Below are 16,274 nucleotides of genomic sequence, written 5' to 3' on the forward strand. Positions count from 1 at the left end.
TATTTAAAAGGTTATATTAACTCCAACTGTAGCGGTAAATGGAATGACATAGCCAAAGTCACGGATTTCAGGATCGGGACCCGAGAAGCGGTTGCTATCCCACCATTTCTTGATAGTGAATACATTGTTAGCCGAAACATAGGCACGCAAGCGGCTGATCATGGCTTTCTTCACCAGACTTTCCGGGAAAGTGTATCCCAATTCCACTGTTCTCAGTTTCAGGTACGAACCATCTTTGAGGAAATACGTAGATGTACGCTTTTCATCATTGGTGTTACGGGTAGACAGAGCCGGAATGTTAGAATCCGGATTCTGGGGAGACCAGGCATTAAATACGCCTTTCAGGTGATTGGTATTATTCACATCCTGAATGTTCCAGAAGTCACTGTATTCAATCCATGAATCCCAAACATCTCCGCCATGTACACCCTGGAAGAAGAGAGCCAAATCTACATTCTTATATGAAGCCTGAAGGTTCAAACCATAAGTAAAGTCCGGATCGCTGACACCAATCCACGTACGGTCATAATCCTGAGTAATGCGTCCGTCGCCATCAAGGTCCTTGTAACGGATACGTCCCAAACCTTTTCCAGCCTGTTGCGGTGAGTTGTCCACCTCTTCCTGAGTTTTGAAGATTCCGTCTGCCACATATCCGTAGACAGAGTTACGAGGACGTCCGATAATATCGTCCAACATACCGTTTCCACCATATACACTTCTCACGTTGTCCGGCAATTCGGTAATCTTATTCTTGAAGGTAGCAAGGTTTCCCGTAATGCTGTAACTAAATCCGGACGGAAGGTTATTCCGGTATGTCAACAAGATTTCAACTCCTCGGTTTTCCATGCTCGGACCATTCACATAAGTATCTCCACCTTCACCAAACGCACCGATATAAGGGGGTAAATAAAGCATATCGGTTGTTTTCTTATAAAAATAGTCGATAGTTCCGACCAGGCTCTGATTGAAGAAACCGAAATCGATACCGTAATTGGTCTGTGTCACCGTTTCCCATTTCAGTGTCGAATTACCGGTGAGATATTTGCGGAAACCAGACTGTAAAGAACCGCTTTCCTGTCCGTTCATAGCATAAGAAGTTCCGTTATAATCGGCTACATAGCTGCTTTGCAAGTATCCACTCGGGATAGCCGAGTTACCGTTACGCCCCCAACTGAATCTCAATTTCAGATCCGAAAGAAAATCTACATTCTCAAGGAACGGTTCGTTCTTGATTCTCCATCCCAGCGAAAATGCTGGGAAAACTGCCCAACGGTTATCAGCACCGAACTTGGAAGAACCGTCATAACGTAACGTTGCCGATGCCAGATATTTGGAAGCATACGAATAGTTAAACTTACCGAAGTATGACAACAGAGCATAAGCATCACCCGAACCGGTAGCCTCTGTAATCTTGTCGCCGGTAGCCGAACTCAAAAAAGCATAGTCTCTGTCTTCCAGGGTCAAACCGTCTTTCCGTGCATAGAATGCTTCGCTTTCAGCTTTCGTGAATTCCATTCCGACTACAGCTCCTATCGAGTGTTTTCCGAATTGCCCGTTATAGTTGATCTGGTTGGTCCATTGGTATTCAAGGAAATGGGTCTGATCATTGCGGACATAATTAAATTTTTCATCACGGCCCGAACCATCTGCTTCACCCCATTTTTTATCGACTGCCCGATAGTATGAACCGCGATAGTCTACACCGAACGATGTTCTCAGGTTCAAACCTTTGATAATCATCAAATCGGCATACGTATTACCAATTACCTTCAGGAACTTATTGACATTGTCTTTCCCCAGGATAAGGTCTTTCACCGGATTACGATAATCGTCCATACCCACGTCGAGAGAGGCACCACCCCAACCACCGGTTTCGGTATATACAGGAATGATAGGGGGTTCATTCGCTGCAAGCTGAGTATGATTGGCTTCGCGATAGTTCATGTAGTTCAACTCCAGATTCTCACCTACTTTCAGACGACCATTCAATAAATCGTATTCCGAATTCAAGCGGGCCGAATATTTCTTCCAGAAGGTTTCAATCTGGATACCTTCCGTATTTTCATAACCCAGGTTGAAGAAAGTACGTGATTTTTCAGTACCACTCGATACTGAGATCTGATGATTCTGCGATACTCCGGTACGGGATATTTCGTCGATCCAGTTAGTATCGGCCGAGCGCATAGTCTTGGCTGTATTCAGCCATTCCACCGGTTTCACGGAGTTAAGCACCGGATAACCGTTACCGTCATAACTCCAGTCGTAATCGAAGAAACGAACACTTTGTTTGATCTCACCCAATTTGTCATCGTTGGCATACGCCTGCCAGATGGCACGTCCATATTCTTCAGTATTCAGCAAGTCGGGTTTATTAACCCACTTGGAAAACTGTACACGACCTTCGTAGCTGATTTTCGATTCACCCTTTTTACCCTTCTTCGTTTCGATAATGATCACACCACCGGCAGCTCTCGAACCATAAATACTGGCCGAAGCAGCATCCTTCAACACCTGAATAGATTCAATGTTCGCCGGGTTGATGTCCCTCAAGTTGTAATCGCCTGCCAATCCGTCGAGTACGATCAGCGGGTTGGGTTGTGCATTCAATGACGTAAGTCCGCGAATCTGTATCGAAGCATTTCCACCGGGGCTACCATCGGCAGTAATAAATACACCCGGCAATTTTCCCTGCAAAGACTTCAGTGCGTTAGTCGAAGGATTCTGAGCCAAATCCGAGGTATTAGCAATGGCAACCGAACCGGTCAGATCGGCTTTGCGCTGCGTCATATATCCGGTCTGGATAACCACCTCGCCCAACATCGTGGCATCATCGGCCATTACCACGTCAATCTTGCTTAATCCCTTCACAGCTTTCTCCTGTGTAGCCTTTCCAATAAATGAGAATACCAGAATATCTTTATCCGAATTCACATCAACCGAATACTCACCATTCAGATTCGTAATCGTACCTTTCGAAGTGCCCTTTACCGACACGTTTACTCCGATCAGCGGGTCACCTGTTTCCTTTTCGGTCACCGTACCCGTAATGACTTTCACCTGGTTGATATCCAGATTGCCTGCGTATGCCATCATTGTCCCCGAGAACAAGACAACCACCCAGACCAAAAGCCTTCTCAACACTTCTTGCAGCCAGTCACTTCCGGAGGCCACAAGGCAAGGTCTTTCATGTTTCATATTCACCAATTAGATTTAATTAAAAATTTAAATAATACTATCATATGTTTTTCAGTTTGCCGAAGCTTCGACAGCAGGCAGCAACTGCCGGCGAGCTTCTTCAATACCTGAAGTTCCAAATACCTGTGCCTCCGGATCGCCATACCAGTAAATGGTAGTGGCATAATCAGCCTCACCCCGTTTCCATCCCAGCATTTCAATATCGAACTTAAAGCTCTTATTGAAAGGGATGCCATCCAGATGGCGGGTGCGATAGAAAGCATTATAACCGTGAGAGCTTTCCAAATCGGCTCTCGGAGCTCCTCCGAATGGAGTATAAAAAGGCACTACCGGTGCCCATGAGCTATTATAGTAGTCTTCCGTACCGGTGCCGAAGTGTGAAGGGAAAGTATCATCGTCTACCCAAATTTTCTCGTCACCTTCGCCATACCACAACGGAGCATGATTGTACAGTGAAAGTAAATCACCTTTATAGACCCCCTTTCCTTTCAGTGTAGCGAAGTTCCATTCTACACACTGATCGGCCTCTTCGGGTTTATCATGGATGTAGATACCGTTCTCCTGCCTCCATGAAGCATAGAAATACAATGACCGGTCTTTATTCCACTTCAACGGGGCCACGTTTACCTCCAGTTCAGCATCAACCGGCTGGGAAGAAAGGTTCAGTACTTTCAAGACTCCCGATTTGCGGTAAGGCATCAACCAGCGACTGGAGATGTTCCCTTTCCCGTCGGACGTCAGATACCAACTATCCACTTTGGGAGCACCCATGCCACCTCCGGAGAAATCACTCAAGGGCACCCATACGGTCTGTTTCCCGTCGAATGTGGCACTGAACACCAATTCCCGCATCAATTGCGCATATTGCTCCGGATTATCAACACGGATATTGAACTTCACTTCATACACCGCATTTTCACCTGTCGGCAGCGGAATGGTCAGTGAATCGGAAGAAAGAAGGTTCTTATTCTCCCGGATCATTTCACCTTTACGTCCGGCCATCGGATGGAGAAGACGATCGTCTACTTCAGCTATTTTCTGTGCTGCTCTCTCTACCACTTCTTTAGAGAAAGTCTCCACCTGTGTACCCTCCGGATATTTACGGAAGTTGATGTGGTAATATTTTGGAGTAGGATTCACTCCCGGCTCGTCTTCGAACGTCACTTTACATCCACGGGCATACGGGATAGGCAGGAACAGGGTATTTCCTCCCTTACCTTCGGGCGTATAGCTGGTGTGTGCCTGCAACATTCCTCTTCCCAGTCCGGGCACATTGATCCGCATCAGGTCATAGGCGGGAATAATCCAGCCCGGCTGGTCGGAACCATCGAAATAAAACCTCCATGTACCGCGTTTGTCAATAGTAGTAATCCAGATGCGGGTGATAGCCCCCGGTCCGACTTCGTCGAACATTACTTTCTCGATACGGCCTGCTATCGTATCTACCCGCTTGATTCCAAACCCATCGCTGTTGGCAAACCAACCGGCAGAATCGGGTGATACCGATGCACGGTCATAACTACTTTCCTGACGACAAGTATAAGAGGGAACCGGATATAGCGCCTGCTCCTCCACCGATACCATTTCGTCCAACAGCGTTTCCAGTGTTACCGGCTTATCCGACACTTGAGAGCCGCATCCCCACGAACAAAACAAGAGTCCTGCGCAAACGGACAACCATACATTTCTTTTACTTTGTTTCATACTTATATCTAATTTTGTGTTTATTATATTTTCGAGAAAGCATGTTCTTCTTTTGCGGTCTTTTCAGCTTCTTTATCCACTCCCAATTCTTTTTCTATTGCCTCCAGCGACTTTCCTTTAGTCTCGGGCACACAAAATAAAATGAATGCGAATGCAGCAATGCTGAAAACAGCAAAGATTCCGAATGCGACCGATCCGCCCAGGTTATTCAGTATCCAAGGAAAAAACTGAACGGTGAGGAACGTACATAACCAACTTACTCCGGTAGAGAGTGACATGGCCGTTCCACGGATACGGGAAGGATAGATTTCGGAAGTTACCACCCACATCAGCGGTGCCAGCGAAGCTGCAAAGAACCCGATGTAACACAGCACGGCTATCAATGCGCCGATGCCATTGGCAGCAGGTACAACGAAGGTATAGACCAAATAAAGCAACGAAAGACTCATTCCCAAGCTTCCGGCGAGAAGCAGGATTTTGCGTCCCACTTTATCGACCAGCCATACAGCAATCAGGGTAAACAACAGATTCACCACGCCCACCAGGATGGATTGCACAAGGGCAATATCCCCGGCAACACCTGTCATCTCAAAAATAGAAGGAGCGTAATTAATAATGACGTTAATACCCGTAATTTGCTGTAAGGCGGCCAGTATAGAACCTATGAAAACCACTTTAGCCAAGTTACCCTTAAACAATTCTGTTACCTTTATCCTATCTCTACCTTCTTGTGTGTTTGTGTCGGACACGGTCATCTCACCGGCTTCCAGGTTCAGCTTACTGGCCACCTGTCTGGCTCTGCCTGCTTTTCCGCGGGCCGAAAGCCATCGCGGACTCTCGGGCAATATAACCAACAGTAGCAGGTAGGCTACACTAAAGAAGAACGGGAATCCCAGCATCAGGCGCCAGTTCCGCTCGTAGTCCAGCAATATATAATCTACAATATAAGCAATCAGAATTCCTATCACAATGGCCAGTTGATTGTAAGAGACCAGTGTTCCCCTCAACCGGGCAGGAGAAATCTCGGATATATAGATAGGTGCTACGGCAGAAATCACGCCGATCCCCAGCCCACATATCAGGCGAAAAACCAGCAGTGAAACCAGATTGACAGACAATGCGCAACCTAAAGAAGAAACAATAAAAAAGATAGCTGACGAGAACATTACTTTCTGCCTGCCATAACGGTCACTGAAACCTCCTCCCAGCAAAGCACCGCAAAGGCAACCTACGGTCAGAATACTTACCACCAATCCCAAAGCCATATCATCCAACATGAATTGTTCCTGTAAAAAAGGAACGGCTCCGGAAATACCTGCCATATTTAATCCCACAATCAATCCACCAAAGACGGTGATAAAGGTATATAGGAATAAAGGTTTGTTCTCTCTGTTCATTTTGATTTTAAATTTATAGTAGTTATACGATGTGTGATTGTTGATGCAAGGTTAGCCAGAATAGTACAGAAGCGATATAACGCAGGAAACAAATAATATAAGAATAGTAACATCCGGCAAAAATACTGCCAGACTATCAATCCGGTTACCCACTGATGTAACGAAAGGATAAAGCTAATAATGAAGCATTTGGGAAAAAATGATTCTTGTAATAAGTGGGTTGTCTTTTATCAAAAGGAAGGTAACGTTTCAAAAGACGTTCGTCTGATGCAACAAAGATAAGTCGCTTTTTTCATCTGTGCAAATCTTTTTACATCGTTTTAATTATCAGTCATTTATCTCTTCTTTTTGTATTCAGCGCACAGAGCAAAGACCGTGTTTCAAAAAACGAACGTCTTTTGAAACACAAGAGCCGTTCTATCTATCTAACTTACACAAACTTACCGCAAAATAAAAGCTGTATTCACAGCCTGCTATAGCCGGCCTGTCCATTCTTAATGGGAAGACCATGCTGAGTACGATCTATTTTATTCACTTCTAAACATTTGAATTATGAATACAAAGGCAAAACTTCTGTATGTAGGCTTTCGTGCGTTAAGCACATGCTGTGTGTGCGCGGCTTTTTTAATGATAACATCGTGTGGAGACAATGTTGTGAACCCCGACAGTCCCGAACCGGACGGAGGGGATATGATCCCTATTACGGTCAGCCGGGTTGAGGATGGCAGCTATATGGAAAGTCATGTTGATACTCCCGCCACAACCGGGGGAAGAACGCTTGTAGACGAATGGGTACCGGTTAAGGAATCACCCGCCAGCAGGGCCATACCTGCTGCCGTACCTTACGAGGGTCCTTCAGTGGTCCGGATGACACTCCGCGAAGAGCCGCAAGTCACTACCCGTGCCGCTACATTGGGCAACGGCATTTATTTCCGGTTGATCGTTTTCCGTAATGAGGGTGGCAATTACGTGTTCCAGTCGGCAGCGGATTTTACGACGAACGGGGCTTCCGCTCCCACACTCAGGCAAGGAAAGTTACTCACCAGAGCGGGAACTGTCCGTGTGATCGGATACTCGTTCAATAGTACGACAGCGATGGGAACGATTCCTTCAGCCTATGCTTATAACGGTACTTCCGTCACTATCCCGAATATGAGTAATGACTTTATGGTTTATGATTCGGGGGATATGGCAAATGTGAGTACAATCAACCACAACCTGTCGGTTAGTTTCACGCAAAAACTCTGCAAGCTGACGGTTAAGCTCTCCTTGTCACAGTTTGTAAGCAACACGTTTACCAACTGTACGGGCGTATATGTTTCTCAGGGCGGTAATGCGTCCGCCTGGACGATAGGTCCCTCTACAAATAATGTAAGTGCCAATACCGGAAATACGTCCACATTCAATATAGCCAATAATTCTACTGCCACTGTACGGTTAGTCCCTTTTTCGGGTTCACGGGCAATCACGGTACATATCGGTACGTTGAAACTTAGTAATTACTTTAACGCGGATAACCGGAATATCACCTCGAGCCAGAATGTACAGTTGCTACCAGGAAAGAGTTATACCATTACGCTAAAGTTTGAATTGGGAGTACAATTGGCGGCAAGTGACATTAACCTGACACAAAACGGATGTACAGCGAGTGATAAAAATAATTTGGCGAAGTTAAGATGGGCTACGGGAAATTTGAAGAGTACCGGAAATACGAATTACGTGTGGACTACTGCAACAGATAGAGGTTATTATTATACGTTTTATAGTACTTATACCGGAAATACAAATACTAATAATACAGATCCTTGCTCTAAATTAAATACTGCATATTATGGTACAGGATGGCGTACTCCAAGTAGGAATACCTTAGCAATGCTATCTCGGTGTACAAACAAAGCATTGATTAATAAAGGCATGTGGTTTATGAATAGTAGTATAGGGCTTTTTTTACCTGCTGCAGGATATCGTAATGACAATAGGGGAGGCAGTGGCACTGAAGCCACAACAGGTCCTGATACTGAAGGATATTATCAAAGTAGAGACGATGCAGGGGGAACTGTTTCGTATTTTATGCTTTTAAGAAATGGAACGGCCGAAATTCAGGCTTACCAAAAGAAAGATGGTAAAACAGTACGTTGTGTAAAAGGAGATTAATGAGTTTTCTGAATATTCTTTAAATAGTAGCAGTCTATTTACAATAGATATTAAACAATAATATTCACTTTAAATAAACCGATTATGGGAACTTAATTCAAAAGCCAGCGTGAGAATAATGTTGTGTTACATATAAGAGAATAGGAATACAAGACAAGTAAATGAGAAGACTTATAAGATGCAAATTTAACTTTTGGGAACGGTGTTTCAAAAGACGTACGTCTTTTGAAACAATGATATGTTACTCTTCACATTAAATATAAGAGAATATTTAAACGTGTCTGATAATTACAACACTGTGGAAATCTTTCCACATATAAAAAAAGCGATCTTAACATATTGTTGCATCAGACGTACGTCTTTTGAAACATTATTGTGTATTCAAGACCGTTATATCTGATTGTAATACACAAACTTACGCATAATAAAAGTGGTATCAAACAGCCTTTCCGGACTTATACGAGGATGTATAGGTCTGCAATGTGTCTTTGATACGATTATTCACTTTAATATCATAGTATATGAATAGAACTTTTATTACGCGAGAGTGTCTCGGTAAAGCCTTATGGCTGTGTTTGTGCCTTTCGATAGCAGGATGTGCGGAAGATGACAGAATGACTCCCCTGTCTGCTGACAGCGGGGATACTGCCGACGAGTTAATCCCCATCCAAATCAGTCTGACGGGTGACAACGACTATCATTCTTCCTCTTTTAATGACGCTTCGACCCGTAACCACTCTCCCCTGATCGCCGAATGGGTGGGGGTAAAAGCTTTCTCCCCTACACGCACGGGAGAGCAACCGGACTATGAAGGTCCCCGGATAGCCTCGATGGAACTGACGGAAGATACCCTACCCCGTGCAAATACCCGTGCAACAGTATCTTCAGGAGTCTATTTCCGGCTGATTGTTTTCCGGAAGTCCGGAAATAACTATGTCTTCCAGTCGGCCGCCGATTACACCTCAAATGGTACGGGCACTCCTGTACTCAAACAAGGGAAATTGCTGACACGCTCGGGAACGATACGCGTGGTGGGTTACTCCTTTAATACCGCTACAGCTGCCGACTTGGGAACTATGCCCGCATCATATACCTACAACAGTAGCACAGTGTCTATCCCTAACATGAGCAAGGACTTCATGACCTTCGATTCCGGAGATATAACGAATGTAAACAGCCTCAGCCACAACCTTCCGGTGAGTTTCAGTCAGAAGCTATGCAAACTGACAATTTCCATTAGTCCCACCGGATACCCGAGCAATACGATCAGTAATTGCACGGGTGTATACGTAAAGCAAGGGGGAAACTCCACATCATGGACAATCGGTCCTTCGAGCAATGTGGTAGCTGCCAACACGAATAATACGGCAGCATTCAATCCGAACACGACCCTGAGTACAACCATACGCATGGTTCCGTTTGCAGGGGCCAGAACGATTACAGTGCATTTCAATACGCTGACGGTAGGAGGACGGATTGTGAACAACAACACCGAAATCACGTCCACCCAAAGCGTACAGTTGAAAGAGGGAATGAGCTATACACTAAAAATACAGTTTAAAAAAGGTCCCGGCATCAATGTGTTGGAGAGTGATATTAATCTTACGCAAAACGGATGTACGGCTCAGGATAAGAAAGACCTGGCCAAATTAATATGGGCGGATGGGAATCTGAAAAGTACAGGAGCGAGTAATAATTATGTGTGGACTACTTCAACTGATTATGGATATTATTATACTTGGAGTCAAGATTATAATAGAAACAATATAGATCCATGCGCAAGACTTAACCCTACGACATATGGTTCAGGATGGCGAACACCATCGATAAACGAATTGACTAAACTTTCTCGATGTACAAATAAAATAGTGACTAATAAGGGCGTATGGTTTATGAATAACAGCAAAGGAATCTTTCTCACTGTAGCAGGAGCAAGAGGAGAAGGAGGATGTGGTACAGTAGGGACACACTTTGTCGGAGAAGTTGGCTTTTATTGGAGTAGTGATAATAATAATAGTAATAATAATTGGGCGCGTAGGCTTGTTCTTGATGCTCGATCTACACTTAGCATAGAAATACAAGCTGATGGTCCGAAAGGTGACGGGCATTCTGTCCGTTGCGTAAAAGGCACCAAACAATAATATTCACTTTTAAACTTAAAAAATCATGAAAACCGAACTCAAAGGCTGGCTTGCGGACAATACCGTGACCACCGACAACAAAGAAGACAAAATCCTGATATTGGAGAGCGCCGGAAACCTGACGCTATCCGATGTACTGGATGAAATGAAGAAAGAAGATACCGGTTTGCGGGCAGAGACTTTAAAGCATGCCGTCGATCTTTTTCAGCGTACGGTATCAGAACTGGTACTGAACGGATACTCTGTCAATACGGGGCTTTTTCGTGCCGTACCACAGTTTCGAGGGGTAATAGACGGTGGAGTATGGAATCCCGAGAAAAATTCTATCTATGTTTCCTTCAATCAGGATAAGGATTTACGTGAAGCTATCGCACGGACCGGCGTGAAAATTCTGGGAGCCAAAGGTGACTCGGCCTACTTCATCGGCGGTGAAGACGCCGCCACCCGTGCTACGGACGGTAGTGCAACTGCGGGACGTAACTATCGCCTGCAAGGAAAGAATATTAAAGTAACAGGCACAGACTCTGCCGTAGGTATCGTATTGATTGACGAAAAAGGCACAGAAACGAAGTTACCGATGGATATGATTGCCATAAACAACCCCTCGGAAGTATTGGTGCTACTTCCTGCCGACTTGAAAGACGGAACCTATGAGCTGCGACTGACCACACAATACTGCCACAGTTCGCAGACAATGCTAAAAACGCCGAGAACTGTCAGTCGATTTATCAACATCGGCGCATCTCAAGGAGATGGCGATGGTGATATTGTAGATGATCCAACGGCCTAACAGTAAACATACCGGCACATTTCATATCGTGGGGCTGTGTCAAAACTCTTTTTACCACAGATTACACAGAATAAGAATGTTGATAATCAATAACTTAAAAATTGATCTATGTTACTCTGTGTCCTCTGTGGTGAGTTTCGACACACCCTCCAATTTTGTATAATACGTATACAGCATTATCTACGGCTCGTATACTACTCTATATACGTACTGTATACAGAGTTGCATACGGTGCGTAGACAGAACGATCTGTTTCCCATATTCAGTTAGCCACCATTGCCTCTGTCGGAGTGACCCCATAAAGTGTACGGAAACATTTAGTGAAATAGGCGGGCGAAGTAAAACCGGTCATATAAGCTATCTCACTGATATTATACTGCCGGGCTTTAAGCAAAAGCATTGCTTTATTGAGCCGGTAATTCCTCAGGTAATCAGTGGGTGAAACCCCGAACAGTGTTTTCATCTTCCGGTAAAGGTGCACCCTCGACAATCCCAGATGTTCACTCAGGTCTTCGATGCTGAAATCGGAGTTTTCATATTGCGTGTCGACAATGCTCAGCAGCTTGTCCCTGAACAACTCGTCTACCTTCATCAGTTTGCATACCTCCACATTGTCCATCGTACCGGCCCGGAGATTCTTCATATAAGCTTCCTTCATCTTTTGCCGTTCCGAAATCATGTTGATGATACGTATTTTCAGGAAGTCGATGTTGAAAGGTTTGGGAATATACTCGTCCGCCCCTTCGGCAATGCCGTAAATGCGCTGGCTGTCTTCGGACAAAGCAGTCAGAAGTATGATAGGGATATGGCTGAAAGCAAGATCGTTCTTCACCCGGTTGACTAACTGGAAACCATTCATACCGGGCATCAGCACATCACTCAGAATCAGGTGGAAAGCGACGTCCTTCCCCAACAGATCCAACGCTTCATTGCCATTACCCGCCACTTCGACCCGGAAATTGTCGGACAGCTCCTTCCGCAGGCTGTATCGCACATCGGGGTCGTCTTCCACCACCAGAATATGATAATCGTAGGTCGTGGACAGCATTTCATTCACTATCGTCGTATCCACTTCCATGTCATGATAACTCAGATTGAAACGGTCGGTCTCTTCCAATATATATTCGTGGGTATAGTGAGCCATGTCTTTGTAAAGCCGGACGCTGAACAAGGTATATTCTCCGGGCTGGCTCTCTACACGAATTTCACCGTCATGCAAATCGACGTATTCTTTCGAAAGATTAAGTCCGATGCCGAAACCTGCCGTACCGAATGTTTTATTACCGGTATAAAACCGCTCGAAGAGATGCTCCATGCTCTCTTTTGAAATCCCCCGCCCGTGGTCCTCCACTTCCACCAGAACAGTTTCTGCCTCACCGATAACCCTGACGGAAATATCTCCGCCGCCATCCGAATATTTAAAAGCATTCGAAATGATATTCACCAATACCTGCTCTATCTTATTGACATCGATATGGATATTCAGCTTGTCGATGTTGGTGCAGAACTGATAATGGATCTGCTTCTCCTGGGCAATACCGGTAAAGTAATCGAAGACCTCTCTGACCATTCCTATCAGATCTACCTGACGCAGAATCAGTTTCATCTTGTCGTTGTCAATCCTGCGAAAATCGAGTATCTGGTTGACAATCCGGTAGAGCCGGTCTACGTTCCGCTTCATCAAAGCCACATCTTCCTGAATAGAAGGATCGAGCCTGGAGTTTTTAATCAGTTTGTTTACCGGCCCCAGTATTAACGTAAGGGGAGTACGGATTTCGTGGGAGATATTGGTAAAGAACTGCAGTTTCTGGTTCGAGATGTTTTCTATCTGGTTATTCTTGACCGCCAGTTCCTCCTTCTGCGCCTCTACAAGCTGGTTTTTATCATACAGCTCTTTGTTTTTGTTCTTGATACGAAGATTCATGTACATGACATATCCCAACAGAGGGATAATGAGTAACATCAACGCCAGGATCAGTATGGTGGAGTTGCGCAGGAACTTGAAACGAGACAGCAGATTGTCTTCTTCCTGCTTCTGGCGGTTGATCCGCTTCTGGTAATGATTCAGTTGTTCGGACTGTGCCAGAATGGTTTTTGCGTTTCCCCGGTTAATGATAGCGGTATTCAATACGTAGTTTTTCTTCACCTTCTCCCCATTGATAATGGCCATGGCCACCTGAATGGAGATAGCTCCTCCGGTAGGATACTGAAAAGAGGCTTCCAATTTCTCGTCGGCTACAGCCTGCAACCCGGCTCCATCACCATATACTCCGTCGATACCTATAAACCGGATACGTCTGCCGGACACAGAGTCACGCTTCATAATGACATCACGTGCAGCAAGGGCCATTACATCATTATGGGCATACACCAAGTCGATATCTGTAAAAGCAGGCAGCTTGCTGACAGCATCGTAAGCACTGTTATAGTGCCACTTACCAAAAACCTGGGTCACCCGGAAGTTTTTGTCGCTGCGGAGATGGTCAATAAACCCGTCATGGCGTTCCATGGCGGGCGAAGAGCCTTCCAGTCCCCATATTTCAAGTATTTGGGAATTGGGAGAAAGTTGTCCGTTGATATATTCGCCGATGGCAGAACCGATGTTGTAATTATTGGCGCCGATAGAAACCGTATACTCATCCGACTGTATCTTACGGTCGTGGATAATGGTAGGAATACCTTTCCGGTAGGCTTCTACTGCCACGTCGGTAATGGGAACAGCTTCGTTGGGTGAAATGATAAGTACATCCACATTCTGCGAGATCAGTTTACGGATCTGGGCTACCTGCCGGCTGCTGTTATCCATTGCATTATATACTACCAACTCCACGTTGCGGTAATTGGAGGCCTCAATCTGCATTTCGAGCAATACGGCTTCGCGCCAGGAATCGGAAGTGCACTGAGAAAAACCGATAACATATTTTCTGTCCGTCTCTTCCTTCCGTTGGCAAGAAGACAGGAATACGAACAGGCCTGCAAAAAGCAAAATGCCGAACCGAAATAGATTTGTGTTTTTCATGCTGTGTTTTCCTTAATAATACGTATATAAGACGTCCTGAAGCAAAGAAACAGGACGCCTTATCAAAAGAAAATGTTCGTTACCAGATGGATTTTACCGAGAACACTTCCAAGTTCTTGACTTCTATGTTGTTACCCCAGAAGTGAAGTCCTTCGCGATTTCCTTCACGCGGGCTCCGTTTCATCGAATACGAATAAGCTCCTCCGTCGATGAAGACTTCGATGGAGGTACGGTCGATGTATATGTCGGCTGTCAGTTCCATACTGGTACGGTCGTCGGGTGAATAGAACACACCGTTTATCAGATTGGAGTTCATGTCATAATCCACCAGAGGCTGTCCGTAAAGATTCAGTCCGGCACTGGTGGCATGTGATAACTTGATGGTAGTCCGTATCCGCAAACAGTCCTTGTCGGAAAATGATTGCAACCGCCCGTTGGCTGCATCAGAAGTAAGTGATGTCCAGTTTCCTACCGGCCGGAACAGTTGCTCTGCCTCCCTGACAGGAACACTAAACAAACGGACTCCCTTTGAAGTAGTACGAAGGGTCAGTTCATTGGGCAGCAGCATCATTCCGTTGAACGGCATGCCATCGTGTGAAATTCGTCCCCAGCCTATCTGGATGCGACGTCCGTCACTGGCAGGCAGGTTGCTATAGGTTTGGGCAGCATACATACTTCCTGTATAATAGTAGTACTTACCCGCCTCCGGAGTAAATGTCTGGCCATCAAACGATCCCAGCATATAAGTACCCGAGGCTCCGTACATCACCCATTTCGTGTGATTCTTATCTCCGTCGACCGGCAGCTCAAACAGTTCGGGACATTCCCAGAAACCGGTAACATGGCTCTTGTACTCCCAGTTCTTCAGGTCGGAAGAGTTGTAGATGGAATGTCCGTCCCGCTCGTTGAGCACCATCACCCAATGTTTGCCGGGTGCGTACCAGAAAACTTTCGGATCACGTGTGTCTTTACTATTCCATTTTGCCTTTGAGTCTATCACCGGATTGCCTTCGTATTTGGTAAACGTACGTCCCCGGTCGAGACTGTAGGCAATGCACTGCCGCTGTTTCTCCGGATTATCCACTGTATAGGCGGCTACCAGTGCCGGCTCTCCTTTTTTATTAAATCCGGCGGTATTATCATAATCGATCACGGCCGAACCGGAGAAGATGGTTCCCAGTTCATCGGGGTGCAAAGCATCCGGCAGTTCCTCCCAATGTACCAGGTCACGGCTCACGGCATGTCCCCAGGTCATGTTCTCCCATTCCCGTTCGTAAGGATTATGCTGATAGAAAAGATGGTATTCACCTTCATAGTAAACCAATCCGTTAGGATCGTTAATCCATCCGCGACGGGTAGTGAAGTGAAATTGCGGACGGTTCTTCTCTTTATACAGGCTGTCTTGCCCCGCAATCACATCGTCCTGATAGATCTTCTCCAATCCGGCAGACTCTCCTTCATAGCTGATTCGGAGTGTCTTGCCTTTCCAGGAAGAAACATCGCAAAATACCCAATAATCGGGTTTCCCGTCAGCCAGGCGAATCACGAAATTACGTTCCGGAGCCCCTTTCACCTCGAATGTCATTTTCTTCCGGTCCATTTGGTGGGACACGGGCAGGTTGATATACTTCTTCGTAATCTTCAGCGTAACATCGCCGGCAAATGAAGCAAACAGGTTACCGGCAAGCAGCGTTGCGGCAAGAAATAATTTTGTAGTCAAATGCATAGTTTTATTTTGTTAGTTAATAATGGAAAACCTGAGTGCAATTTTACGCATTTTTTCAGGGATAAGCTATCACTCAGCGTACAAAACGTATCACTCAAGTTACCCGAAAGAAGCTTTACGGTCATACAGATGTAACATCTTTGTCACC

8 protein-coding genes are annotated in these 16,274 nt (G+C 45.4%); 3 read left to right on the forward strand and 5 right to left on the reverse strand.

What is annotated here, in order from left to right:
- Positions 1 to 3 precede the first annotated feature (3 nt).
- From R3O62_RS04510 to R3O62_RS04520, 3 genes are read right to left on the reverse strand one after another with little or no spacing between them, the layout of a single operon-like run.
- Entirely contained in the window at positions 4 to 3,195 is a 3,192-nt protein-coding gene (locus R3O62_RS04510) for a SusC/RagA family TonB-linked outer membrane protein (RefSeq protein ID WP_186993838.1), read from the reverse strand.
- A 51-nt stretch (positions 3,196 to 3,246) separates the two neighbouring features.
- Complete coding sequence (locus R3O62_RS04515) at positions 3,247 to 4,899, reverse strand: glycoside hydrolase family 172 protein (RefSeq protein WP_032529724.1); 1,653 nt, start codon at positions 4,897 to 4,899, stop codon at positions 3,247 to 3,249.
- Between the two features lie 23 nt (positions 4,900 to 4,922).
- Positions 4,923 to 6,296: a sugar porter family MFS transporter gene (locus R3O62_RS04520; protein ID WP_005812555.1), complete on the reverse strand. Its 1,374-nt coding sequence runs from the start codon at positions 6,294 to 6,296 to the stop codon at positions 4,923 to 4,925.
- A 552-nt stretch (positions 6,297 to 6,848) separates the two neighbouring features.
- Here R3O62_RS04520 and R3O62_RS04525 point away from each other — a divergent pair.
- The 3 genes from R3O62_RS04525 to R3O62_RS04535 all read left to right on the forward strand — a co-directional run bounded on the left by R3O62_RS04525 (position 6,849) and on the right by R3O62_RS04535 (position 11,381).
- Positions 6,849 to 8,450 carry a fimbrillin family protein gene (locus tag R3O62_RS04525; RefSeq protein WP_234212691.1) on the forward strand — a complete coding sequence of 534 codons (1,602 nt, stop codon included), beginning with the start codon at positions 6,849 to 6,851 and terminating at the stop codon, positions 8,448 to 8,450.
- A 521-nt stretch (positions 8,451 to 8,971) separates the two neighbouring features.
- A complete protein-coding gene (locus R3O62_RS04530; protein WP_317473085.1) occupies positions 8,972 to 10,591 on the forward strand; it encodes an FISUMP domain-containing protein in 1,620 nt (539 codons plus the stop codon).
- Between the two features lie 25 nt (positions 10,592 to 10,616).
- Positions 10,617 to 11,381: a DNA-binding domain-containing protein gene (locus tag R3O62_RS04535; RefSeq protein WP_032531514.1), complete on the forward strand. Its 765-nt coding sequence runs from the start codon at positions 10,617 to 10,619 to the stop codon at positions 11,379 to 11,381.
- Positions 11,382 to 11,643: 262 nt separating this feature from the next.
- Here the strand turns inward: R3O62_RS04535 and R3O62_RS04540 are convergent, their stop codons facing one another.
- Positions 11,644 to 14,400 (reverse strand): substrate-binding domain-containing protein, encoded by a 2,757-nt coding sequence (locus R3O62_RS04540; RefSeq protein WP_250713213.1) that lies wholly within the window; start codon positions 14,398 to 14,400, stop codon positions 11,644 to 11,646.
- 79 nt (positions 14,401 to 14,479) lie between these two features.
- A complete protein-coding gene (locus R3O62_RS04545) occupies positions 14,480 to 16,126 on the reverse strand; it encodes a glycoside hydrolase family 32 protein (protein ID WP_005782940.1) in 1,647 nt (548 codons plus the stop codon).
- Between the last annotated feature and the right edge of the window lie 148 nt (positions 16,127 to 16,274).

It is taken from the genome of Bacteroides hominis, assembly GCF_033042785.2.
Classification (GTDB): Bacteria; Bacteroidota; Bacteroidia; order Bacteroidales; family Bacteroidaceae; genus Bacteroides; species Bacteroides hominis.